The organism is Actinokineospora sp. NBRC 105648 (assembly GCF_030269645.1).
Classification (GTDB): domain Bacteria; phylum Actinomycetota; class Actinomycetes; order Mycobacteriales; family Pseudonocardiaceae; genus Actinokineospora.
In genome coordinates, this window is sequence record NZ_BSTR01000009.1 from 41158 (window position 1) to 64502 (window position 23345).

The window sequence follows — 23345 nt, forward strand, 5'->3', positions numbered from 1 at the left end:
ACGACGAGGACACGATGACGTCAGGTGTTGGCGCCCCCGACCGGGCGAGTATCCCCGCGCGCACCCTGCGGACCGACCGGTGGTGGCTCCCGCCCCTGCTCACCAACCTGGGCCTGCTGACCTTCATCGCCTACGCGACCGTGCGCTCGTTCATGGGCAAGTGGTACGTCGTGGAGCAGTTCGGCTACCTGACGCCGTTCTACTCGCCCTGCCTGAGCGAGTCCTGCCTGCCGGGATCCAGCCACTTCGGCACCCCGCTGCCCGAACTCCCGGGCTGGATCCCGCTGGGCTTCATCGCCCTGCCGTTCCTGCTCGGCTTCCGGCTGACCTGCTACTACTACCGCAAGGCCTACTACCGCTCGGTGTGGCAGTCCCCGCCCGCCTGCGCGGTCGCCGAGCCGCACGGCAGCTACTCCGGCGAGACCCGGCTCCCGCTGATCGTGCAGAACGCGCACCGCTACTTCTTCTACGTGGCGCTGCTCGTCTCGGTGATCAATACTTACGACGCCGTCGTGGCCCTCACCCACGGCCTCGGCTTGGGCAACCTGGTCCTCATCCTCAACGTGGTGCTGCTCTGGGCCTACACGCTGTCCTGCCACTCGTGCAGGCACATCGCCGGTGGGCGGCTGAAGCACTTCTCCAAGCACCCCGTGCGCTACCGCGCCTGGACCCTCATCTCCAAGCTCAACGTGCGGCACATGCAACTGGCCTGGACGACGCTGGGCACGCTGGTGCTCACCGACCTGTACGTGATGCTCGTCGCCAGCGGCGCCATCTCTGATCTGCGGTTCTTCTGATCCGAACCGCCTGCGTGGAAGTCGAGAGGAACATATGACCGAGGTGGAGCGCCACTCCTACGACGTGGTGGTCATCGGGGCGGGCGGCGCGGGCCTACGGGCGGTGATCGAGGCCCGTGAGCGCGGCCTGCGGGTCGCGGTGGTCTGCAAGTCGCTGTTCGGCAAGGCGCACACCGTGATGGCCGAGGGCGGCTGCGCGGCGTCGATGGGGAACGCCAACTCCAACGACAACTGGCAGGTGCACTTCCGCGACACCATGCGCGGCGGCAAGTTCCTGAACAACTGGCGGATGGCCGAGCTGCACGCCAAGGAGGCCCCGGACCGGGTCTGGGAGCTGGAGACCTACGGCGCGCTGTTCGACCGCACCGCCGACGGCCGGATCAGCCAGCGCAACTTCGGCGGCCACACCTACCCGCGGCTCGCGCACGTCGGCGACCGCACCGGCCTCGAGCTGATCCGCACCATGCAGCAGAAGATCGTCTCGTTGCAGCAGGAGGACTTCAAGGAGTCCGGCGACTACGAGGCGCGGATCAAGGTCTTCGCCGAGTGCACCGTCACCGAGCTGCTCAAGGACGGCGGCCGGATCGCGGGCGCCTTCGGCTACTACCGCGAGTCTGGTCGGTTCGTGCTCTTCGAGGCCCCGGCCGTGGTGCTGGCCACCGGCGGCATCGGCAAGTCGTTCAAGGTGACCTCCAACTCCTGGGAGTACACCGGCGACGGCCACGCGCTGGCGCTGCGCGCGGGCGCGACGCTGATCAACATGGAGTTCGTCCAGTTCCACCCGACCGGCATGGTCTGGCCGCCCAGCGTGAAGGGCATCCTGGTCACCGAGGGCGTGCGCGGCGACGGCGGCGTGCTGAAGAACTCCGACGGCAAGCGCTTCATGTTCAACTACATCCCGGACGTGTTCAAGGGCCAGTACGCCGACGGTGAGCAGGAAGCCGACCGCTGGTACACCGACCAGGAGACCAACCGCCGCACCCCCGACCTGCTGCCCCGCGACGAGGTCGCCCGGGCGATCAACTCCGAGGTCAAGGCCGGCCGCGGCTCACCGCACGGCGGGGTGTTCCTCGACATCGCCAGCAGGCTGCCCGCCGAGGAGATCCGGCGCCGGCTGCCCTCGATGTACCACCAGTTCAAGGAACTGGCCGATGTCGACATCACCGCCGAGCCGATGGAGGTCGGCCCGACCTGCCACTACGTGATGGGCGGCATCGAGGTCGACCCGGACACCGCCGCGGCCACCGTGCCCGGCCTGTTCGCCGCGGGCGAGTGCTCCGGCGGCATGCACGGCTCCAACCGGCTCGGCGGCAACTCGCTGTCGGACCTGCTGGTCTTCGGCAGGCGCGCGGGCCTGGGCGCGGCGTCCTACGTGGAGGGCCTGGCCGACCGGCCCGCGGTCGCGCAGTCCGATGTGGACTCAGCGGCCAAGATGGCGCTCGCGCCGTTCGACCCGCCCGCCGAGGGGGTCGAGGAGAACCCGTACACGCTGCAGAACGAGCTGCAGCAGTCGATGAACGACCTGGTCGGCATCATCCGCAAGGCCGAGGAGGTCGAGGCGGCGCTGGCCACCCTGCAGGAGATCAAGGGCCGGATCGCCGGGGTCGCCGTCGAGGGCCACCGCCAGTTCAACCCCGGCTGGCACCTGGCCATCGACCTGCGCAACATGCTCCTGGTCAGCGAGTGCGTGGCCAAGGCCGCGCTGATCCGCACCGAGAGCCGCGGCGGCCACACCCGCGACGACTTCCCGATGATGGACAACCAGTGGCGCAACACCCTGCTGGTCTGCTCGACCGAGGGCGACGCCGTCGTGCCGGACGTGGCGATCGCGCGCAAGGAGCAGGAGCCGCTGCGACAGGACCTGCTGGAGCTCTTCGAGCTCACCGAGCTGGAGAAGTACTACACCGACGGTGAGCTGGGCTCGCATCCGGCACGAAAGGACTGAGGTGGCCTACAAGGCGAAGTTCAAGGTCTGGCGCGGCGACGCGGACTCCGGCGAACTGCAGGACTACCTCGTTGAGGTGAACGAGGGCGAGGTGGTCCTCGACATCATCCACCGGCTGCAGGCCACCCAGACCCCGGACCTGGCGGTGCGCTGGAACTGCAAGGCGGGCAAGTGCGGCTCGTGCTCGGCGGAGGTCAACGGCAGGCCCAAGCTGCTCTGCATGACCCGGATGTCGACCTTCACCGAGGACGAGGTCATCACGGTGACCCCGATGCGCACCTTCCCGGTGATCCGCGACCTGGTGACCGACGTGTCGTTCAACTACACCAAGGCCAGGGAGATCCCGTCGTTCACCCCGCCCGCCGACCTCGCCCCCGGCGAGTACCGGATGCAGCAGGTCGACGTCGAGCGCTCGCAGGAGTTCCGCAAGTGCATCGAGTGCTTCCTGTGCCAGAACACCTGCCACGTGGTGCGTGACCACGAGGACAACAAGGAGTCCTTCGCGGGCCCCCGCTACCTGATGCGGGTCGCGGAGCTGGAGATGCACCCGCTCGACGTCGCCGACCGGGTGGTCGAGGCGCAGGACCAGCACGGCCTGGGCTTCTGCAACATCACCAAGTGCTGCTCGGAGGTCTGCCCGGAGCACATCAAGATCACCGACAACGCGCTCATCCCGATGAAGGAGCGCGTCGCCGACCGGAAGTACGACCCGGTGGTGTGGCTCGGCTCGAAGATCTTCCGCCGCTCGAAGACGTGACCCACTCGCGGTCGTCGTGCCGGGCGACCGCGAACTGCACGACCACGATGCCCGCGAGCACGGCCGCCGCCCCGGCGAGCCCGCTCGCGGGCATCGACTCGTCGAGCACCACCCACGCCGCGCCCGCGCCGACCACGATCTCCAGGCAGGCCACCGCGCTCGCCGCGGTGGGCGGGATCAGCCGCTGCGCGCTCACCGCCAGCAGGACGGCGGCGGCCGTACCCACCAGCCCGACCCAGAGCACCAACGGCCACACCCGCGCGTCTCCCAGTTGCCGCAGCGGGAACGGGTCGATCACGGATAGGGCTACCGCACCCACCGCAGCTCCCCACCCGGCTAGCACTATCGGTTCATGCGAGCGCAAACCGCGTTCAGCCAAGAGGAAGCGACCCGCAAGAGTCACTGCGGCGAGAAGTCCGAAGAGGACTCCTACCGGGTCGATACCGCCTGCGGTGCGCGTACTGGCTACCACCGCCAAACCCGCCAAAGTCACCGCTATGCCCACCCACAGCAGGCGAGGCAGCCTGGTGCGGCGCGCGAACCGGACCCACAGCGCGACCAGGACGGGGGCCAGGTACTCCAGCAGCAGCGCGATCCCCACCGGGACCCGGGTGAGCGCCGCGGTGTAGGCGACCTGGTTCGCCGCGATCGTGACCACCCCGTAGAGCCCGACCAGCCACCAGTGCTCCCGCTGGACGAGCATGCCCCGGCGCCGCGCCAACGCGATGGCGAGCAGCGCCACGGCCCCGACGGCGGTCCGGGCCTGAATGACGTTGACCGGCGTGAGTTCGGTGTGCGCCAGCAGTTTCAGCGCGGGTGCGGAGCTGCCCACCGCCACCGCGCCGAGAGCGGCGAGGGTGAGCCCGCGGGCTTGAGGTCCCATGCGCTCAACGCTAGGGGCGGGGGTCCGCGACGCGATTGAAACTTCCGTCGCGCTCGCGCAAGGATGTTGCGTGCCCGCCGCCGATGACCTCGACGACCTCGACCACCAGTTGCTCGCCCTGCTGCAGGACGACTGCGACCGCACGCTGCGCGACCTGGGTGACCTGGTCGGCCTCTCGCCCAGCGCCGTGCAGCGCCGGCTCGAGCGGCTCAAGTCCGCGGGCGTCCTCACCCGCCGGGTCGCGGTGGTCGACGTACCGGTGCTGCGGGCGATCTGCCTGGTGAGCCTGGACCAGGAGTCGACCGCGGCGCACCGCAGGTTCCGCGAGTCCGTGCTGGCCGCGCCGGAGGTGCAGCAGTGCTACAACGTCTCCGGCGACCACGACTACGTGGTGGTCCTGACCACGACCGGGATGGAGCACCACGTCGCGGTCGCCGACCGGGTGCTCAAGGACGCCCCGAACATCCGCCGCTACAGCACCATGTTCGTGCTCGACCCGCTGCGCACCGGTTCCGCCGTGCCGACCCGCCGCGAGCCCCGGCCGACTTCCCGAACAGAGCACAGAACAGAGCACTGCACGGAGTCCTGAACGGACAATGGCCCGACCCGGGTACGGGTCGGGCCATCGCGGGTAGGGCCGGCTCAGCCCCCGCCGCCGGTGCCCGCCCCGGCCACGTCGGTCGCCGACAGCGTTGCCGTGGCGGCCTTCTTGCCCTGGCTGAGGCGCCGCTCGGTGAAGATCGCGAAGCGGCTCAGCGCGTAGTTGATCAGGATGAAGATGACCGCGATCAGCAGGTAGACCTGGATCGGGTTGGACAGCACCTGCACGATCTGGCCCGCCACCCGGACCAGTTCCTCGTAGCTGATGACGAAGCCCAGTGAGGTGTCCTTGAGCACCACCACCAGCTGGCTGATCAGCGCGGGCAGCATCGCCCGGAACGCCTGCGGCAACAGCACCAGCGAGAGCACCTGGCCGCGGCGCAGGCCGAGGGACTCGGCGGCCTCGCCCTGGCCCTTGGGCAGCGAGTTGATGCCCGCGCGGATGATCTCGGCGATGACCACCGAGTTGTAGGCGGTCAGGCCGATCACCAGGAACCACAGCGGTTCCAGGTCCAGTCCGAACTGCGGCAGCACCCGGGAGGCGAAGAAGATCGCGATGACCACCGGGACCCCGCGCAGCAGTTCGACCACGCCGACCACGGCCCAGCGGTACCAGCGGGCCGCGGTGACCCGGGTGACCGCCAGCAGCGTGCCGACCACCAGGGAGAACACCACCGCCAAGCCCGCGGCGACCAGCGTGTTGCCCAGCGCCTCGCCGATCCGCTGCCACACCAGCGGGAACTGCTCGTTCGACGGGTCGAACAGCGGCGCCCACTTCTCGATGTCGAACTGGTGCTGCTTGTCCAGCCGCAGCGCGAGCAGCGCCAGGACCCCGAGCAGCAGCAGACCGGCGATGACCGAGCCGATCAGGATCCGGCGCTTGGTGCGCGGGCCGGGCGCGTCGTAGAGGACCGACGTGCTCATCGGGCGATCGCCACCTTCCGCTCCAGCCAACCCAGCGCCAGCCCGCCGGGGATCGTGATCACCAGGTAGCCCAGCACCACGCCGATCAGCACCGGCAGCACGGCCTCCCCGCGCGAGCTGGTCAGCGTGTCACCGACCGCGAACAGGTCGCCACCGACGCCGAACGCGCCGACGATCGCGGAGTTCTTGATCATCGCGATGATCACGCTGCCCAGCGGCGGCACGACGGTGCGCAAGGCTTGCGGCAACACGACAGTGGACAGCGACTGGGTGAACGTGAGCCCCACCGCGCGGGCCGCCTCGGCCTGGCCGGCCGGTACCGAGTTGATGCCACTGCGGACCGCCTCGCAGACGAACGCCGAGGTGTAGAGCACCAGACCGGTGACCCCGAACCAGAAGTAGGCGCCGTTCACGCCGATCTCCGGCAACCCGAACGCGCAGAAGAACAGCACCACCGTCAGTGGGCAGTTGCGGAACACGTTCACCCAGGAGGTACCCACCCAGCGCAGCGGGGGGACCGGGGACACGCGGAAGCCCGCGATGAGCGTGCCCAGCACGAGCGAGCCGATCGCGGCGAACGCGCAGATCTTGAGCGTCTGCAGGAATCCGTCGCGGTAGAGCGAGAAGTTGTCGAAGATGACGTTCACGGGAGGTTCTCCGAGCCCGGTAAGGCGCGGGGCGCCCGCCGTCGGCGGGCGCCCCGGAGCGCGGGTACGTCGATCAGCTGCAGGCGCTGAGCTCAGGCAGCTTGGGGGCCTCGGGCGCGACCTTGCCCGCGGTGTCCTTCCACGCCTTGGCGTAGTCGCCGTTGGAGTCGGCGGCCTTGAGCGTGTCGTCGATGAACTGGCAGAACTTGGTGTCGCCCTTCTTGATGCCGATGCCGTAGGGCTCGGTGGTGAAGGGCTTGCCCACCAGCTTGAACTCGCCCTTGGAGGCGTCGATCAGGCCGAGCAGGATGACGTTGTCGGTGGTGACGGCCTGCACCTGGCCGGTGCGCAGCGCGTCGGCGCACTTGGAGTACACGTCGAAGAGCACGATGTTCGACGGGTCGACGTACTCCTTGATCTTCTCGGCCGGGGTGGAGCCGGTGACCGAGCAGACCTTGGCGTTGGCCGCCTTGAGCGCCTCCGGACCGTCGACGGTGGAGTCCTTCTTGACCATCAGGTCCTGACCGGCCTGGTAGTACGGACCGGCGAAGGAGACGCGCTCCTTGCGCTTGTCGTTGATGGTGTAGGTCGCCACCACCAGGTCGACCTTGCCCTGCTCGATGTACTCCTCGCGGAACTTTGACTGCGACTCGACCCACTCGATCTTGTCGGCGGACAGGCCGAGCTTGGCCGCGACCAGCTTGGCGACCTCGACGTCGAAGCCCGCGGGCTTGCCGTCGAGGCCCTTGAGGCCGAACAGCGGCTGGTCGAACTTGGTGCCGATCTTGATCTTGCCCGCGGTCTTGAGCTTGGCCATCGTGGTGCCCGCCTCGAACTGCGCCCCGGCGTCGACCGAGGGGTTCGCCGAGCCGGAGTCGGAGCTCCCGCAGGCTGCCATCGAGAGGGCGAGGACGGCGGTCACGGCGCCGGCGGTGAGGGCCCGGAGTCGCATGTGTGCTCCATTCGTGTCGTCGGCCGGGGGCCGAGCTGGGCGATCGGTGTCAGTGCGTCAGGATCTTGCCAAGGAAGTCCTTCGCGCGCCCGGACTTCGGCGCGGTGAAGAACTCATCGGGTGTCGAGTCCTCGACGACCTCGCCGTCGGACATGAAGATCACCCGGTTCGCCGCCTTGCGGGCGAACCCCATCTCGTGCGTCACGACCAGCATGGTCATGCCCTCGCCCGCCAGCGTGGTCATCACGTCGAGCACCTCCTGGACCATCTCCGGGTCCAGCGCCGAGGTCGGCTCGTCGAAGAGCATCACCTTGGGGCGCATGGCCAGCGCGCGGGCGATCGCGGCCCGCTGCTGCTGACCACCGGAGAGCTGCGCGGGGTACTTGTCGGCCTGGTTGGTGATCCCCACCCGCTCCAGCAGCTCCATCGCGGTCTTGCGCGCCTCGGCCACCGGCAGCTTGCGCACCTTGACCGGCGCGAGCGTGACGTTCTCCAGGATCGTCTTGTGCGCGAACAGGTTGAACGACTGGAACACCATGCCGACCTCGGCCCGCAGGTTGGCCAGCTCCTTGCCCTCGGCGGGCAGCGGGCGGCCGTCGACCTCGATCAGCCCGGTGTCGATCGGCTCCAGCCGGTTGATGGTGCGGCACAGCGTCGACTTGCCCGACCCGGACGGCCCCAGCACCACCACGACCTGGCCCTTGGGCACCTGCAGCGTGATGTCCTTGAGCACGTGCAGCGGGCCGAAGAACTTGTCCACCGACTCCATCCTGATCATCGGAGGAGCGGTGTTCGAGGCGGTCATCGGGTCCTCCACGAGCGCTTTGGTGACGGTCGGGCCGGGTTCGGTGGGCACGCGATTCGGGAAACCTACTCCGGGGCCCGGCGAAGTCCATGGGCCTTGAGCAACACTTAGGGTCTCAACTCTGTCACACGACCGCCTGGTGGACCGGAGGGACACGCGTGCGAGTGCTGCTCGTGGAGGACGACGACCGGGTCGCCGACGCGCTGGTCCCGGCGCTGGTGCGCCGGGGCCTGGTCGTGCGCCGCCGGGCCGGTGGCGCCGGGGTGCTCGACCTGGTGCCCGAGGTGGACGTGGTGCTGCTGGACCTGGGACTGCCCGACGTGGACGGGATCGTCCTGTGTCGACAGATCCGCGCGGCGAGCGACGTGGCGATCATCGTGGTCTCCGCGCGCGGCGAGGTCGACGACCGGATCCTCGGCCTGCGCGCGGGTGCCGACGACTACCTCGTCAAGCCCTACGACGTCGACGAGCTCGTCGCGCGCGTGCACGCGGTGCGGCGCAGGCGCACCGACCGCGGCGGCGGACCCAGCGGCGTGGTCGAGCTCAGCGGCGTGCGGGTGGACTTCGACCGGCACGAGGTCACTGTGGACAGTGCGCCGGTCTCGTTGTCCCGCAAGGAGTTCCAGGTGTTCGCGTTGATCGTCGACGCCCGGGGCTCGGTGTGCGGGCGGGAGCAGATCCTGGCCGAGGTGTGGGGTCGGGCGGGCGCGGCGGAGAACCGCTCGCTGGACGTGCACGTGGCCACCCTGCGCACCAAGCTGGGCAGGCCCGCGCTGATCGAGACCGTGCGCGGGGTCGGGTACCGCTTGTCGGCGCAACCGGGCAGACTCGCTTAGGCGGACTGGGGGAGGTCGGATGCGCACGCGGTTGCTCGGCATGGTCTGGTTCCTGGTCGCCCTGCTGGTGTTCGGGCTCGGTGTGCCGCTGGCGCTGTCGGTGGCGGGCGCCGAGCAGCAGCGGATCTTCCTCGACCGGCTCACCGACACCAACCGCTTCGCCTCGATGGCCCAGCGCCCGCTCACCGACGGCACCCCGGAGCTGCTGCGCGAGGAGCTCCAGCGCTACTCCGAGCTCTACGGGGTCGGCGTGCTGGTCGTCGACCAGGACAGCCGCCCGCAGGTCAGCTCCGCGGGCGCCAACTCGCCGCTGCCGGTCGACCTGCGCGACGCGGGCGTGCTGGACCACCTGCAGGCCGCGCTGGCCGGCCGCCGGTCGCAGTCGGACGCGTTGCTGCTGCCGTGGGACGACGGCCCGCTGGTGGTCGCCGGCCCGGTGCTGGTCGACCGCGACGTGCGCGGCGCGGTGGTCACCGTCTCGCCCACCGACCGCAGCCGTGCGCGGGTGCTGTGGTGGTGGGTGCTCATCGGCGCCGGTGGCGTGCTCGCCTTCGCCCTGGCGCTGATGCTCGCGGTACCGGTGATCCAGTGGATCCTGCGCCCGGTGCGCAGGCTGGACGAGGCCACCGGCTCGCTGGTCGCCGCCGTGGTCAGCGGCCGGGCGGCCGAACAGGTCGGCGACGAGCGCGGCCCGCCCGAGCTGCGCAAGCTCGGCCGCTCCTTCGACCAGATGGCGGCCAGCGTCGGGGACACCCTCGCCGCGCAGCGCGCCTTCGTCGCCGACGCCTCGCACCAGCTGCGCAACCCGCTGACCGCGCTCAAGCTGCGCCTGGTCAACCTGGAGGGCCACGTCGACCCCGAGGCCGACACCCACCGGGTCGCCGCCGCGGCCGAGGCCGACCGGCTCAACCAGATCCTCGACGAGCTGCTGGCCATGGCCCGCGCCGAGAACGCCGGTGGCGACCTGGTGCCCACCGAGGTGGACGAGGTGGTCGCCGAGCGGGTCGCCGACTGGCGGGTGGTCGCCGACTCCCGCGACATCGCCCTGGACACCGAGGGCGGCGCGGGCCGGGTGCGGGCGGTGGTGCCCGCGCGCGGGCTCGACGGAATCCTCGACGCCTTGCTGGACAACGCCTTGAAGTTCACCGGATCGGGGAACGCGGTGTGCGTCTCGGTGGCGGTGGTGCCGGGCCTGGTGCGGGTGGCGGTCCGCGACCACGGACCCGGCCTGCGCGCCGACGAACTGGAACGGGCCACCGACCGGTTCTGGCGCAGCAACTCCCACCAGAACGTGCCCGGCTCCGGGCTGGGCCTCTCGATCGTCAGCCGGATCGTGGCCCGCGCGGGGGGCGACCTCCGACTGGACCTACCCGAGGACGGTGGACTGCGCGTCACGGTGGACCTACCGGCGGAGTCTTAGGACTCCTAGCGGATTGAGCAGGTGTTCAGGCGGCGCGGGCAACACGGTCAACCGCCCCCAAGATCGGCCTGTAAGACCCCTCAGACCTTCTCCTGCTGGTAGTAGCGCACCGCGCCGGGATGCAGCTTCACCGGGTCGGTCTCGATCGCGGAGTGGACGTCGATCGCCAGCGCCGCCGGGATCGACTCCGCCAACCCCGGCTGCGCCTCGAACAGCCCGCGCACCAGCGCCTCGGCCACGTCGTCGGGCATCGCGTCGCTGACCACCAGGAAGTTCGGCACCGCCAGCGTGTTCACCGGCTTGCCCGCCAGGTTGTAGGTCGAGGCCGGGATCGAGGCGGCGTTGTACACCGGGTACTGCAACCGCAGCCGCGGGATGTCGTCGGCCAGGTCGAGCAACCGGATCTGCACCACGTCGGACAGCTTGGCCACCGCCTTGGTCGGGAGGCCGCCGGACCAGAAGAACGCGTCGACCTGGTTGTCCTTGAACGCCTGCACCGAGCCCTCCAGGTCGAGCGAGCGCTGGGTGACCGCCCCCGGCGCCGACAGCCCGCTCAGCTCCAGCAGCCGGTGGGCGATGAACTCCACGCCGGACTCCTTGGCCCCGACCGCCACGCGGCGACCGCGCAGGTCTGCCAGCGCGTGGATCGGGCTGTCGGCGCGCACCACGATGTGCAGGTAGTCGTCATAGATGCGGGCCAGCGCGCGCGGCTCGCGCGCGGGGGAGCCGTGGTAGGGCTCGGTGGCCACGTCCGCCGCGGTGAAGGCGATGTCGACCGCGCCCGTGCGCAGCTTCGTGACGTTGTCCGGCGAGCCGCCGGTGGCGAGCACCTCGGGGCGGTCCACGCCCAACTGCGACTGCCAGGCGTTGGCCAGCCCTTGGGCGAGGTTGTCGTAGACGCCACCGGGGTTGCCCGCGGCGATCTTGAGGTGGACCCCGGTGAACTCGCTGTCGCACCCGGCGACCAGTCCCAGGGCGGTGAGCAGGGCGAGCGCGACCGCTACCGGTCGGAGCCGGGGGCGGGTGCGCGACATTGCACGATCGTGCCAGACCAGCGGCCCCGGTTCACCCCGCAACGGCCGTCCGGGTCGTCGCGGCCCCGCGGGCGCGGCGTAGGCTCGGGCACCGAGATGAGCGCGCGAACCTACCAAGTCCGCACCTACGGGTGCCAGATGAACGTCCACGACTCCGAGCGGCTGGCAGGCATGCTGGAGGACGCGGGCTACGTCGCCGTGCCCGCGGGCGGGTCGGCCGACGTGGTCGTCTTCAACACCTGCGCGGTGCGCGAGAACGCCGACAACAAGCTCTACGGCAACCTCAGCCACCTCGCGCACGCCAAGTCCACCAACCCCGACCTGCAGATCGCCGTGGGCGGCTGCCTGGCGCAGAAGGACCGCGGCGAGATCGTCCGCCGGGCCCCCTGGGTGGACGTCGTGTTCGGCACGCACAACATCGGCTCGCTGCCGGTGCTGCTCGACCGCGCCCGGCACAACCGCCGCGCCGAGGTGGAGATCCTCGAGGCGCTGGAGGTCTTCCCCTCCACGCTGCCCGCCCGGCGCGACTCCGCGCACTCGGGCTGGGTGTCGATCTCGGTGGGCTGCAACAACACCTGCACCTTCTGCATCGTGCCGTCGCTGCGCGGCAAGGAGCGCGACCGACGCCCCGGCGACGTGCTCGCCGAGGTCTCCGCGCTGGTGGCCGAGGGTGTGCTGGAGGTGACGCTGCTCGGGCAGAACGTCAACTCCTACGGCGTGGAGTTCGGCGACCGCTACGCCTTCGGCAAGCTGCTGCGCGCCTGCGGCGCGATCGAGGGGCTGGAGCGGGTGCGGTTCACCTCCCCGCACCCCAAGGACTTCACCGACGACGTGATCGCGGCGATGGCCGAGACGCCCAACGTCTGCCACCAGCTGCACATGCCGCTGCAGTCCGGCTCCGACCGGCTGCTGCGCGAGATGCGCCGCTCGTACCGCTCGGAGCGGTACCTGTCGATCATCGACAAGGTCCGCGCCGCGATGCCGGACGCGGCCATCACCACCGACATCATCGTGGGCTTCCCCGGTGAGACCGACGCGGACTTCGAGGAGACGCTGCGGGTCGTGCGCGAGTCGCGGTTCGCGGGCGCGTACACCTTCCAGTACTCCAAGCGGCCCGGCACCCCGGCGGCGACGATGCCCGACCAGGTGCCCAGGGAGGTCGTCCGCGAGCGCTACGACCGGCTGGTCGAGCTGCAGGACGGCATCGCCTGGGAGCTGAACAAGGAGCAGGTCGGCCGCACCGTCGAGGTGGTCGTGGCCACCGGCGAGGGCCGCAAGGACGCCGACACGCACCGGCTCAGCGGCCGGGCCAGGGACAACCGCCTGGTGCACTTCGCCCCCGGCGACCGGGAGATCCGGCCCGGCGACGTGGTCGAGGCGGTCGTCACCTACGCCGCCCCGCACCACCTGGTCGCCGACGGCCCGGTGATCGCGCACCGGCGCACCCGGGCCGGGGACAACGCCGCCGCGGGCCTGCGCCCGAAGACCACCGGGGTCGGCCTCGGCCTGCCCGGCTTCGGCGCGCCACCGCCCGTGGCCGCCGTCCAGGGAGGGTGTGCGGTCTCATGACCTCGGCCGAGGACCAGCAGTTGGCGAGCCTGCGCGACGAGATCGACGAGGTGGGCCGCGAGTCCGCCCGCACGGTGGAACTCGGCGGGCGCGCGGTGGTGCTGTCCATCGCGGTGTTCGTCCTGATCGTGGGCTACGTGCTGCCGTGGATGGGCGGCGCGGCGGGGTGGCAGGTGCTGCTGGGCACCGGCGACGCCGCGGGCAAGGCGGGGGCGGTGCCCAGGCTGTTCGCGGGCACCTCGCTGCTGTTCGGCATCGTCGCCTCGGTGCTGGCCATCACCCTGCGCCGCTGGACCCTGACCTGGGTAGCCGCCCTCGGCGGCTGGTTCGCCACCGTCGACGGCATGCTGGCGATCTGGACCAGGCAGTCCGCCGCGGGCCTGTCCTCGCCCGGTCCCGGCATCGGCCTGGTGATCTCCGAGATCGCCATGGCCGTCCTGGCCATCCTCTGGTTCCGCACGGCCTGGTCGCGCTCGTAGCGGACTTTGGTTGGCTCTGTTTTCGGTCCGCTCTGCCTTCGGTTAGCGCTGCCTCGGAGTTGTCTCCCATTCGCCGCGATTCGATGGCGTGGAACTCCCCGCGTGAACCGGCCTGTGCGCGCTATCGCGCTCTCTCGTAGCCACCGATTTCTCTTAGCCGCGAATAACTGAAGGGCCCCGCCGACCGGCGGGGCCCTTCAGTCGATATCGGTGTCTAGCGGCTCGCGACGGCCTGCTCGGCGGCGGTCAGCCACTCGCGCCACTGGGCGGCCTGGGCCTCGGCCTGCTCGGCCCGGCGCTTGTCGCCCGCGGCCCTGGCCTTGGCGGCCTGGCTCTCGAACTGCTGCACCCGCTCGCGGAACTGGGCCGCACGGGCCTCGGCCTCCGGGTCGGTGCGCCGCCACTGCGCCTCGACCGCGGTGCGCACGCGCTCCTCGACCGCGCGGAGCCTGCCCTCGAGGTCGCGGATGCGCTCGCGCGGGACCTTGCCGACCTCTTCCCAGCGCTCCTGGATCTTGTGCAGCGCCGCCCGGGCGGCGTCCAGGCCGCTGTCGGCCGGGTTGATCTTCTCGGCCTCGGCGAGCAGCTCTTCCTTCTTGCGCGCGTTGTCGGAGAACTCCGCGTCGCGTTCGTCGAAGACCGACGAGCGGTGGGCGAAGAACGCGTCCTGCGCGGCGCGGAACCGCTGCCACAGGGTGTCGTCGGCGTCCTTGGGCGCGCGCCCGGCCGCCTTCCACTCCAGCATGAGCTCCTTGTACCGGCCCGCGGTCGGGCCCCAGTCGTCGGAGTTCGAGAGGCGCTCGGCTTCCTCCACCAGCTCCTGCTTGCGGCTCTTGGCCGTCGCGCGCTGGCGGTCGAGGTCGGCGAAGTGCGACCCGCGCCTGCGGTTGAACGTGTCGCGCGCCTTGGAGAAGCGGCGCCACAGCTGCTCGTCGGTCTTGCGGTCGACGCCCTTGATCGTCTTCCACTCGTCCAAGACGGCCCGCAGCCGGTCGCCCGCGACCTTCCACTGGGTGGACTCCTCGGCCAGTCGCTCGGCCTCCTCGACCAGCTCCTGCTTGCGCGCGACCGACCCGGCGCGGGCCTCCTCGCGGGCGTGCTTGGCCTTGTCCACCGCGACCGCGGCGTTGGCCAGCACGTGGTCGATCCGCGCGGCCAACCCGGCCAGGTCGCCGACCACGTGCGCCTCGTCGAGGCCGTCCTTGATGTGCTTGGCGTTGGTCGCCGCCGCCTTGGGGTCGCCCGAGCCGGACGCCAGCCGGGTCGCCAGCAGCTCGACCTCGGTGCGGATGTCGTCGAACCGCCGGGCGAAGTGCGCGAGGCCCTCGGCGGGCTCACCGGCCTGCCACGAACCGACCGCGCGCTCGCCGTCGGCGGTGCGCACGTACACGGTCCCGTCGGCGTCCACCCGGCCCCACTTGGCCGGGTCGGTGGACGCGGCGGCCACCTGCGGCGCCGTGCTGTCGGCGGCGGGCGGGGCGGCGGGCGGCGGTGCGACGACCTGGCTGGGCGCCGGGATCGCGTCGGCGACCGCGGCGGGCTCGACGGCGGGGGCACTCGGGACGGCGGGCTTGGGGGCGGGCGCGCTCGGGACGGGCGGCGCGGCGACAGTGCCGTTGTCGTCGGCCTGCTCGGTCCCGTTCTCGGCCTGCTCGGAACCGGATGGCGTTTCAGCGGCGGCCTGCTCGGAGTGGGACTGCACCGATTCGGACTGCACCGATTCGGACTGCTCGGAGTCGGACTGCACGGTGGCGGGCTGCTCGGCAGCGGGCTCGGGGTCGACGGCGGCCGACTGCTCGGTGTCCGCCGCGGTCTCCGGGTCGGTGGCGGGCGCGCTCGGGGCGGCACCGTTGGCTGTCTGGGTGGTGACCGGCGCGGCGGGGGTGGCCTGCTCAGCGGCCGCGGTGTCAACGGTGTCCGCGGTGTCAACGGTGGCTGCGGTGTCCGCGGCGGCGACTTCGACGGTGTCGACGGTGGCGGTCTCCGCGCGCGGGACGGTGGCCGTCGCCGTGGCGCTCGGCGGTGTGGGTACCGCGCCACCGTCGGTCACCGTGCTCGGGGCTGCCGCGGTCGGGTCGACGGCGCCGCCGCTGTCGTGCTCCGTCACTGCCTCGGCGCTCTCGTCCTTGTCCGTCATGACCGGCTCCTCCTGCCTGCGTGCCCGCGTCACCACGGGCGCCCCGCTCGCGCGGGGCCCAGCACTGTGCGAACGACCCTCGGGCCGTGCGGCTTCTCATACCCGCGCGCATTCAAACAGGTCAAGAGCCGCGTGGATACTCCGAGGGCCGCAATGGTCATCATGGTGCCGCAAAAGCCGCTGTCCGTGGGCCGTGGCGGCCAAGATTGTTCGACGGACAGTAACCTCGGCGCGTGATCCGCCGTGTCGCCGTGCTGCCGAACCCGCCCCTGCTCGTGTCGGAGCTGACCGGGGGTGACGACCCCGCGGCGGCCGAGCTGCGCGAGAAATGCCTGCTCGTGGCCCATTCGCTCGCCGCGGCGGCGTCGACCTGGGTGGTCCTGGGCGCGGGCGCCGAGCCCGCCGTGCTCGGCCCGCGGGTGGCTGGGACGTTCCGCGGCTACGGCGTCGACGTCCGGGTCGCCTTGGGCGACACGGCTGACCGGGACTTCGCGGACCCGGCGCTACCGCTGCCCGCCCTGGTGGCGGGTCTGCTGCGTGAGGCCGCGGCCGCTGGGGATGCCACCGTCCACGTCGTCCCGACCGACCTCCCGCAGGCAGGCTGCGTCGAGGCGGGCACGGCGCTCGCGGAGTCGATCGTCGGCCCCGTGGGTCTGCTCGTCCTCGGCGACGGTTCCCACCGGCACGGCGAGCGCTCGGTGGGCCGCCCCGACGACCGGGCCGCGGGCTTCGACGAAACCGTCCGCCGCGCCCTGGCGACGGCCGACCTCGACGCACTGCTCGGATTGGACCCCGTGTTGGCGGCCGAGCTCGGAGCCGGGGGGCGCGCGCCGTGGCAGGTGCTCGCCGCCGCCGTCCGCGCGGACGGCCGGACGTGGCGCTCGACCAGGGCCGAGCTGGTCATCCCGTTCGGTGTCGCCTACCACCTGGCCGTGTGGGACCCGGCGTGAGCCCGGCGGTCGCCGTGGTGGGTCCGACCGCGACCGGCAAGTCCGACCTCGGGGTCGCGCTCGCCGAGCGGCTGGGCGGCGAGGTCGTCAACGCCGACGCCATGCAGCTCTACCGGGGCATGGACATCGGCACCGCCAAGATCACCGAGGCTGAGCGGCGCGGCGTCGCCCACCACCAGCTCGACGTGCTCGACGTCCGGGAGACCGCGTCCGTGGCGGCCTACCAGCGGCACGCGCGCGCCGCGATCGAGGACGTGCTCGCCCGCGGCCGGGTGCCGGTGCTGGTCGGCGGGTCCGGGCTCTACGTCCAGGCCGTGGTCGACGACCTGGAGTTCCCCGGCACCGACCCGGCGATCCGGGCCCGGCTGTCCGCCGAGCTCGACGAGGTCGGCACCGAGGCGCTGTACGCGCGGCTGCGCGAGCTGGACCCGGTGGCCGCCGAGGCGGTGCTCCCCGGCAACGGCAGGCGGATCGTGCGGGCGCTGGAGGTCATCGAGCTGACCGGCAGGCCGTTCTCCGCGACGATGCCGCGGCCGGGCCCCGCCCGCTACGGCACGGTCATGATCGGCTTGGACCGCGAACCAGCCGAGTTGGACGCTCGTGTGGACCTGCGGGTAGAGCGGATGTTCGCGGGGGGCTTGGTCGACGAGGTGCGCGCGTTGGCGGCGAACGGACTCCGGGAGGGTCTTACCGCGTCGCGCGCGCTGGGCTATCAGCAAGTCTTAGCCGCGCTCGCCGAAGAGGGCGATCTGGCCGCCGCCGAGGAAGAGACGGCGAGAGCAACTAGACGGTTCGTGCGTAGGCAGCGTTCGTGGTTTCGCCGCGACCACCGCCTCACCTGGCTCGACGCCGGCCGGGAAGACCTGGTCGACGCCGCCCTCGCGTTAGTACGGCCGTAACCTGGTAGGCGTGGCGATCGCGTTCCTCAAGGGGCACGGCACTGAGAACGACTTCGTGCTGCTGCCCGACCCTGATGGCGAGCTGGACCTGACCGACGCGCGGGTACGCGCTCTGTGCGACCGGCGTCGCGGGCTCGGCGCGGACGGCGTGCTGCGCGTCGTGCGCACGAAGGCCCTCCCCGACGCGCCAGACGGCATCGATGGCGACGTGTGGTTCATGGACTACCGCAACGCCGACGGTTCCATCGCCGAGATGTGCGGCAACGGCGTCCGCGTCTTCGCCCGCTACCTGCACGACAACGGCTTGGTCGACGCCGATGAGTTCCCGGTCGGTACGCGCGGGGGACTACGCCCCGCTGCCGTGCACGCGGACGGCATCGTCACGGTCGCGATGGGCCCGGTTCGCCGCACCGGTCACTCGACGGCGACCCTCGCGGGCACCTCATACCCCGGCGTCGGCATCGACGTCGGCAACCCGCACCTCGCCTGCGTCACCACCCAGGTCCAAGACCTGGACCTGGGTGTCCAGCCCGGCTACGACACCGCGGCGTTCCCCAACGGGGTCAACGTCGAGTTCATCGAGCCCGCCGGGCCCGGCGCGATCCGGATGCGCGTGCACGAGCGCGGCGTTGGTGAGACCCGTTCCTGCGGCACTGGCACCGTCGCCGCGACCGCCGCTGCTCTAGAGGCTGCGGGTAGCACTACCGGGTCGCTGACCGTGCACATCCTCGGTGGCACCGTTCGCGTGACCATCAACGAGGACTCCAGCACCCTCACCGGCCCGGCCGAGTTCGTCGCCCGCGGCGAGCTCGACCAGGCCTGGTGGGAGTCGCACGCCTGAGCCTCTCGCTCAGGACCCGTTGGCGGCGCTCGGTTCCTGGGCCGCTCCCAGCGGGTCCTCGGCTGTCCGCAGCGGGGAGAAGATCACCCACAGGCCCGCGAGGACCCAGCCGACCGCGGCGATCCACAGCGTCTCCCGGACCCCCAACCAGGTGCCCAGCGCCCCGCCCGCGAGGGCGCCGAGCGGCAGGGTGCCCCAGACGATGAACCTGATGCTGGCGTTCATCCGGCCGAGCAGGTGGTCCGGGCAGATGCCCTGGCGGAAGCTGACCTGCGCGACGTTGTAGACGACCGCGGTGAAGTTGACGATGAAGAAGCCCGCCACCGCCACGCCCACCCGCCAGTCCGCCTCGGCGAGCGGGACGAGCAGCCCGAACAGCGAACCCACCGTCGGCACCAGCCAGATCGCCTTGGCCTGCCCGACCAGCCGGATGATCCGGGCCGAGGCCAGTGCGCCGAGGATGCCGCCCGCCCCGGACAGGCCCACGACCAGGCCGATCGCCGCCTCACCCAGGCCGACGGAGCGCGCCAAGAACAGCACGAACACGGCGTTCTCCACGCCGAAGAACAGGTTGAAGGTCGAAGTGCATCCGACGATCGCGCGCAACCGCTGGTCGGACAGCACGAACCGCAACCCTTCGGCCACCTCCGCCCGCAGGTCAGGCGTCGCGGGCCGCACGGGCGCCGGTTCGGTGGCGGTGATCCGGGACAGGAAGAACGCCGACGCCAGGTACCCCATCCCGGTCGAGAGCAGGGTGGACACGGCGCCGAGCAGCTGGGTGAGGGCACCGCCGATGGCCGGGCCGCCGAACTGGGCCGCCGAGTGGCTCGCCTGCAGCTTCGCGTTGCCCTCCATCAGGTGCTCGCGCCCGACCAGCGAGGGCAGGTACGACTGGTAGGCCACGTCGAAGAACACCGAGCACCCGCCGACGGCCAGCGCCACGGCCACCAGCTGCGGGAAGGTGAGCACGCCGAACCACCCCGCAACGGGGATGCTCAGCAGCAGCACGGCCCGGGCCAGGTCCATCCGGATCATCAGCGGTTTGCTGCGCAGCCGGTCGACCCAGGCGCCCGCGGGCAGCCCGATCAGCAGGAACGCGGCGTTCTCCGCGGCGGTCAGCACGCCCATCTCGGCGGGGGTCGCGTGCAGCAGTCCGACGGCGAGCAGCGGCAACACGATGTTGCCGACCGCGGCGCCGAACTGGGCGATCGTGTCGCCGGTCCAGAGCAGTCGGAAGCCCGGGTGGGCGCGCAGGGTGCGGGTCACGGCGGCCAGGATCGACCAGTGATTGGAAACTGTCAATCACTTTGCCCGCGGCCCTAGGCTGGTCGGGTGAGCGACGCGCGACCGGACCGCAGGATGGCCACCCCCGTCGAACTGGAGGCGCTGGGGTCGGCGATCCGGCTGCGGATCATCCGGCTGACCCACCAGCGCCCGCTGACCAACAAGGAGATCGCCGAGCGGCTCGGCCGGGACCCGGCCACCACGCTGCACCACGTCCGCAAGCTGGTCGCCGCGGGTTTCCTGGTCGCCGAACCGCAGCGGCGCGGCAACCGGGGGGCCAAGGAGATCCCGTACCGGTCCACCGGCGCGTCGTGGGGCCTGGACTTCCGCGACGGCAGGCCGGAGGAGATCAGCGAGGCGATGCTGCAGGCCTACCTCAACGAGGTCTCCGACGTCGGGCTCGGCAACGTCGTGCAGTCCCGGCTGGTCGTGCAGGTCGACGAGCGCGGCCGCGCCGAGCTGGTCGGCCGGATGAGCGCGCTGCTCGACGAGTACGCGGCCAGGCCGCCGGAACCGGGGGTCGAGCGCACCGCCGTGTACCTCGCGTGGTATCCGGGGGAATAACCGGGTCGAATCGGCCGCTGTTCCGTGCGACCATGGGGTCAACGGATACCGAAGGGGTGCCGAGTATTTCGCAACGACACGAAGGACGGGTTCACCAGGTGACAGAGGAATTCTCTCAGCACGGATTCGACGGAGCGCGCTCCGACCCCGCTGACCTCTCCCTCGGTGAACTCGAACTGGAAGAACGATCGTCCCTGCGCCGCGTCGCCGGGCTGTCCACCGAGCTCCAGGACATCACCGAGGTCGAGTACCGGCAGCTCCGGCTGGAGCGGGTGGTGCTGGTCGGGGTGTGGACCGAGGGGTCCGCGCTGGAGTCCGAGGCCTCGCTGACCGAGCTGGCCCGGCTGGCCGAGACCGCCGGGTCCGAGGTCCTCGAGGGCATGGTGCAGCGCCGCGACCGGCCCGACCCGGCCACCTACGTCGGCTCCGGCAAGGTCGTCGAGCTGCTCGAGGTGGTCCGGGCGACCGGGGCGGACACGGTGATCTGCGACGGTGAGCTCTCCCCGTCCCAGCTCCAGCAGCTGGAGGCGCGGCTCAAGGTCAAGGTCATCGACCGGACGGCGCTGATCCTGGACATCTTCGCCCAGCACGCGCGGTCCCGGGAGGGCAAGTCCCAGGTCGAGCTGGCCCAGCTGCAGTACCTGCTGCCCAGGCTGCGCGGCTGGGGCGAGACGCTGTCCCGCCAGGCCGGTGGCCGCGCGGGCGGCGGCAACGGCGGCGTGGGTCTGCGCGGTCCCGGTGAGACCAAGCTGGAGACCGACCGCAGGCGCATCCGCGCGAAGATCTCCAAGCTGCGCAAGGAGATCGCGGCCATGAGCACGGTCCGCGACACCAAGCGCGGCAAGCGGGTGGCCAACGAGGTGCCCAGCGTGGCGATCGCCGGCTACACCAACGCGGGCAAGTCCAGCCTGCTCAACGCGCTCACCGGCGCGGGCGTGCTGGTAGAGGACTCGCTGTTCGCCACCCTCGACGCCACCACCCGGCGCACCGAGACCGCGGAGGGCAACACCTACACGCTGACCGACACGGTCGGCTTCGTGCGGCACCTGCCGCACCAGCTGGTCGAGGCGTTCCGCACCACGCTCGACGAGGTGGCCGACGCCGACCTGGTCCTGCACGTGGTCGACGGCGCCGACCCGATGCCCGAGTGGCAGGTCACCGCCGTGCGCGAGGTGCTGCACGAGATCGGGCAGCGCCGGGACACCTCGATGCCGCCGGAGCTGGTGGTGGTCAACAAGGTCGACGCGACCAGCGAGTTCGCGCTGGCCCGGCTGCGCCACCTGCTCCCCGGCGCGGTGTTCGTCTCCGCCCACTCGGGCGCGGGCATCGCCGAGCTGCGCGAGCGGATCGCCGAGCTGCTGCCCCGGCCGGACCAGGAGGTCGACGTGCTGGTGCCCTACACCCGCGGCGAGCTGGTGGCCCGGGTGCACCGGGAGGGCGAGGTGCTCACCGAGGAGCACACCGAGGTCGGCACGGCGCTGCGCGCCAGGGTGAAGCTGGACCTCGCGGGTGCGCTGGAGGCCTTCGCGGTCAACGGCACGTCCGCCTGAGCTGACGTCCACGGGGGCCCCGGTGGGATGAAGATCCCATCGGGGCCCCCGTGCCAACGGCGCACCCCGGCCGCACGTCTACTCCCTCGGAGCCGTGCCGCGGCTACCGTGGGGGACTGGGAGAGGGAGGCGCCGGTGCGGGCATTGGCCACCGCGGGGATCGTCGTCGTGCTGAGTGTGCTGGGTTCCTCGTGGGCGGTGGCCGAGCCTCCGGTGCCCACGAACGCCTGCGTGCAGTCCGACAAGCGGCTGACCGAACTGTCCGGCCTGGCGGCCGACGGCGAGCACTGGTACGCGCTCAACGACGGCGGCACCAAGGCGATGGTGTTCGTGCTGGGCCGGGACTGCAAGGTGCAGAAGGTCATCAGCGGGCCCACCGACCCGTTCGACGTCGAGGACCTCGCGCTGGCCGCCGACGGCACGTTCTGGCTGGCCGACACCGGCGACAACGACAAGAAGCGCGAGACGATCGCCCTGATCGCCCTGACGCCCGCGGGCAAGACCACGCTGTACCGGCTGACCTACCCCGATGGCCCGCACGACACCGAGGCGCTGCTCCTGGACAAGGCGGGCACGCCGTTCCTGGTGACCAAGAGCCCGTTCGGCGTCGCGGACGTCTACCGGCCGGTGGGCAAGATCGCGTCCCCGGGACCGACCGCGCTGGAGAAGGTCGGCTCGGTGCAGCTGACGAGCACCGACACGAAGGGTGGACCGGTCACCCCGATCGTGGGATCCATGGTGGTCACCGGCGGCACCGTGAGCAAGGACGGCTCAGTGGTCGCCCTGCGCACCTACACCGAGGCTTACCTGTTCGCCGCGCCCGACGGAGACGTGCTCGCGGCGCTGAAGAGCAAGCCGGTGCGGATCCCGTTGCCCGAGGAGAAGCAGGGGGAGGCGATCGCGCTGGAACCGGACGGCACCCTGGTGTCCGGCTCGGAGGGCGCGGGCCAACCGATCCGGGTCGTCAAGGGCGCCACGGCCTTCCTCGCGCAGGCCCCACCCGCCGACCCGAAGCCCGCGGTGGGCGACGCCGCCGCAGGCGGCAACGGCGAGGCGGCCCAGGCGAAGTCCGAAGAGGACGGTGGGCTGCCCATCCTGCCCGCACTCGGCGTGACAGTCGTCGTCGTGGGCGGCGTCCTGCTCTTCATGCACCGACGTTCGTCCCGCCGGTAACCCGACACCACTGGCTCGCGGCCGCCCAAAGCCATGTCGCGCCGTACGGACTCGCGGCTCTTCGTGTACATCGCCGAGCAGCTTGGCCATCTGGTTGCGGGTAGTGGAGGGGCCTGCTCGGTCCTGAGCGGCGCGGTACTGAGCACTTCCCCGGCCCGCCGCTGACAGGGCGCTGTTCGGTCCGGGGTGCGCCGCGGATGCCGGGTGGTGCTGGGGAAGCAAGTGCGGCTATCGCTTGTGGACGTTCGTCCACTTCGTCCCGGCCCTTGTGTGGGTACCCGGGCACCGCGAGCCCCGGC

22 protein-coding genes are annotated in these 23345 nt (G+C 71.4%); 14 read left to right on the forward strand and 8 right to left on the reverse strand.

Annotation, left to right across the window (positions count from 1 at the left end; translation table 11 throughout):
• The first annotated feature begins 14 nt into the window (after positions 1-14).
• The 3 genes from sdhC to QSK30_RS11130 are packed head-to-tail and all read left to right on the forward strand — an operon-like array spanning position 15 to position 3499.
• A complete protein-coding gene (gene sdhC, locus QSK30_RS11120; RefSeq protein WP_285501989.1) occupies positions 15-797 on the forward strand; it encodes a succinate dehydrogenase subunit SdhC in 783 nt (260 codons plus the stop codon).
• A 34-nt stretch (positions 798-831) separates the two neighbouring features.
• Entirely contained in the window at positions 832-2742 is a 1911-nt protein-coding gene (locus QSK30_RS11125; RefSeq protein ID WP_285501991.1) for a fumarate reductase/succinate dehydrogenase flavoprotein subunit, read from the forward strand.
• Position 2743: 1 nt separating this feature from the next.
• Positions 2744-3499, forward strand: a complete 756-nt coding sequence (locus QSK30_RS11130; RefSeq protein WP_285501992.1) for a succinate dehydrogenase/fumarate reductase iron-sulfur subunit — start codon at positions 2744-2746, stop codon at positions 3497-3499.
• On the opposite strand, the gene QSK30_RS11135 is transcribed toward QSK30_RS11130, so the two are convergent.
• Positions 3411-4382: a DMT family transporter gene (locus tag QSK30_RS11135; RefSeq protein ID WP_285501993.1), complete on the reverse strand. Its 972-nt coding sequence runs from the start codon at positions 4380-4382 to the stop codon at positions 3411-3413. The genes QSK30_RS11130 and QSK30_RS11135 overlap by 89 nt on opposite strands.
• A gap of 70 nt (positions 4383-4452) precedes the next feature.
• Between QSK30_RS11135 and QSK30_RS11140 the strand changes: the two genes are divergently transcribed.
• Positions 4453-4971 carry an Lrp/AsnC family transcriptional regulator gene (locus tag QSK30_RS11140; protein ID WP_285501994.1) on the forward strand — a complete coding sequence of 173 codons (519 nt, stop codon included), beginning with the start codon at positions 4453-4455 and terminating at the stop codon, positions 4969-4971.
• A gap of 53 nt (positions 4972-5024) precedes the next feature.
• On the opposite strand, the gene QSK30_RS11145 is transcribed toward QSK30_RS11140, so the two are convergent.
• The 4 genes from QSK30_RS11145 to QSK30_RS11160 form a co-directional block, all read right to left on the reverse strand.
• Complete coding sequence (locus QSK30_RS11145; protein ID WP_285501996.1) at positions 5025-5906, reverse strand: amino acid ABC transporter permease; 882 nt, start codon at positions 5904-5906, stop codon at positions 5025-5027.
• The gene (locus QSK30_RS11150) at positions 5903-6553 is read right to left on the reverse strand and encodes an amino acid ABC transporter permease (RefSeq protein WP_285501997.1); all 651 of its coding nucleotides are present in this window, start codon (positions 6551-6553) and stop codon (positions 5903-5905) included. Before QSK30_RS11150 ends, QSK30_RS11145 begins: the two co-directional genes overlap by 4 nt.
• Positions 6554-6626: 73 nt before the next feature.
• On the reverse strand, positions 6627-7505 hold the full coding sequence (locus QSK30_RS11155; RefSeq protein WP_285501998.1) for a glutamate ABC transporter substrate-binding protein: 879 nt from the start codon (positions 7503-7505) through the stop codon (positions 6627-6629).
• 49 nt (positions 7506-7554) lie between these two features.
• Positions 7555-8283: an amino acid ABC transporter ATP-binding protein gene (locus tag QSK30_RS11160; RefSeq protein ID WP_285502226.1), complete on the reverse strand. Its 729-nt coding sequence runs from the start codon at positions 8281-8283 to the stop codon at positions 7555-7557.
• 185 nt (positions 8284-8468) lie between these two features.
• Between QSK30_RS11160 and QSK30_RS11165 the strand changes: the two genes are divergently transcribed.
• Together QSK30_RS11165 and QSK30_RS11170 are read left to right on the forward strand one after the other, a co-directional pair.
• Positions 8469-9146: a response regulator transcription factor gene (locus QSK30_RS11165; protein WP_285501999.1), complete on the forward strand. Its 678-nt coding sequence runs from the start codon at positions 8469-8471 to the stop codon at positions 9144-9146.
• A gap of 19 nt (positions 9147-9165) precedes the next feature.
• Complete coding sequence (locus QSK30_RS11170; RefSeq protein ID WP_285502000.1) at positions 9166-10566, forward strand: sensor histidine kinase; 1401 nt, start codon at positions 9166-9168, stop codon at positions 10564-10566.
• A gap of 80 nt (positions 10567-10646) precedes the next feature.
• Here the strand turns inward: QSK30_RS11170 and QSK30_RS11175 are convergent, their stop codons facing one another.
• Positions 10647-11600, reverse strand: a complete 954-nt coding sequence (locus tag QSK30_RS11175) for a TAXI family TRAP transporter solute-binding subunit (protein WP_285502001.1) — start codon at positions 11598-11600, stop codon at positions 10647-10649.
• A gap of 96 nt (positions 11601-11696) precedes the next feature.
• Here QSK30_RS11175 and miaB point away from each other — a divergent pair, with 96 nt between their 5' ends.
• Positions 11697-13169, forward strand: a complete 1473-nt coding sequence (gene miaB, locus QSK30_RS11180) for a tRNA (N6-isopentenyl adenosine(37)-C2)-methylthiotransferase MiaB (protein ID WP_285502003.1) — start codon at positions 11697-11699, stop codon at positions 13167-13169.
• Entirely contained in the window at positions 13166-13648 is a 483-nt protein-coding gene (locus QSK30_RS11185) for an Rv2732c family membrane protein (RefSeq protein ID WP_285502005.1), read from the forward strand. The genes miaB and QSK30_RS11185 overlap by 4 nt, the downstream gene beginning before the upstream one ends.
• Positions 13649-13862: 214 nt before the next feature.
• Here QSK30_RS11185 and QSK30_RS11190 read toward each other — a convergent pair whose 3' ends face one another.
• Positions 13863-15167, reverse strand: a complete 1305-nt coding sequence (locus QSK30_RS11190) for a DUF349 domain-containing protein (RefSeq protein ID WP_285502228.1) — start codon at positions 15165-15167, stop codon at positions 13863-13865.
• A gap of 851 nt (positions 15168-16018) precedes the next feature.
• Here QSK30_RS11190 and QSK30_RS11195 point away from each other — a divergent pair.
• Genes QSK30_RS11195 through dapF form a run of 3 tightly spaced genes read left to right on the forward strand, consistent with a single transcriptional unit; the run spans position 16019 to position 18475 of the window.
• The gene (locus tag QSK30_RS11195; protein ID WP_285502007.1) at positions 16019-16735 is read left to right on the forward strand and encodes a class III extradiol ring-cleavage dioxygenase family protein; all 717 of its coding nucleotides are present in this window, start codon (positions 16019-16021) and stop codon (positions 16733-16735) included.
• Positions 16732-17634 (forward strand): tRNA (adenosine(37)-N6)-dimethylallyltransferase MiaA, encoded by a 903-nt coding sequence (miaA, locus tag QSK30_RS11200; protein WP_285502008.1) that lies wholly within the window; start codon positions 16732-16734, stop codon positions 17632-17634. The genes QSK30_RS11195 and miaA overlap by 4 nt, the downstream gene beginning before the upstream one ends.
• A gap of 10 nt (positions 17635-17644) precedes the next feature.
• Positions 17645-18475 carry a diaminopimelate epimerase gene (gene dapF, locus QSK30_RS11205; RefSeq protein WP_285502009.1) on the forward strand — a complete coding sequence of 277 codons (831 nt, stop codon included), beginning with the start codon at positions 17645-17647 and terminating at the stop codon, positions 18473-18475.
• A 9-nt stretch (positions 18476-18484) separates the two neighbouring features.
• Here the strand turns inward: dapF and QSK30_RS11210 are convergent, their stop codons facing one another.
• Positions 18485-19741, reverse strand: coding sequence for an MFS transporter (locus QSK30_RS11210; RefSeq protein ID WP_285502010.1), 1257 nt, complete (start codon positions 19739-19741; stop codon positions 18485-18487).
• Between the two features lie 93 nt (positions 19742-19834).
• On the opposite strand from QSK30_RS11210, the gene QSK30_RS11215 reads away from it, so the two are divergent.
• From QSK30_RS11215 to QSK30_RS11225, 3 genes are all read left to right on the forward strand, one after another.
• Positions 19835-20323 carry an ArsR/SmtB family transcription factor gene (locus QSK30_RS11215; protein ID WP_285502230.1) on the forward strand — a complete coding sequence of 163 codons (489 nt, stop codon included), beginning with the start codon at positions 19835-19837 and terminating at the stop codon, positions 20321-20323.
• Positions 20324-20421: 98 nt separating this feature from the next.
• Positions 20422-21873: a GTPase HflX gene (hflX, locus tag QSK30_RS11220; protein WP_285502011.1), complete on the forward strand. Its 1452-nt coding sequence runs from the start codon at positions 20422-20424 to the stop codon at positions 21871-21873.
• A gap of 135 nt (positions 21874-22008) precedes the next feature.
• Positions 22009-23046: an SdiA-regulated/phytase-like domain-containing protein gene (locus tag QSK30_RS11225; RefSeq protein WP_285502012.1), complete on the forward strand. Its 1038-nt coding sequence runs from the start codon at positions 22009-22011 to the stop codon at positions 23044-23046.
• Positions 23047-23345: the final 299 nt, after the last annotated feature.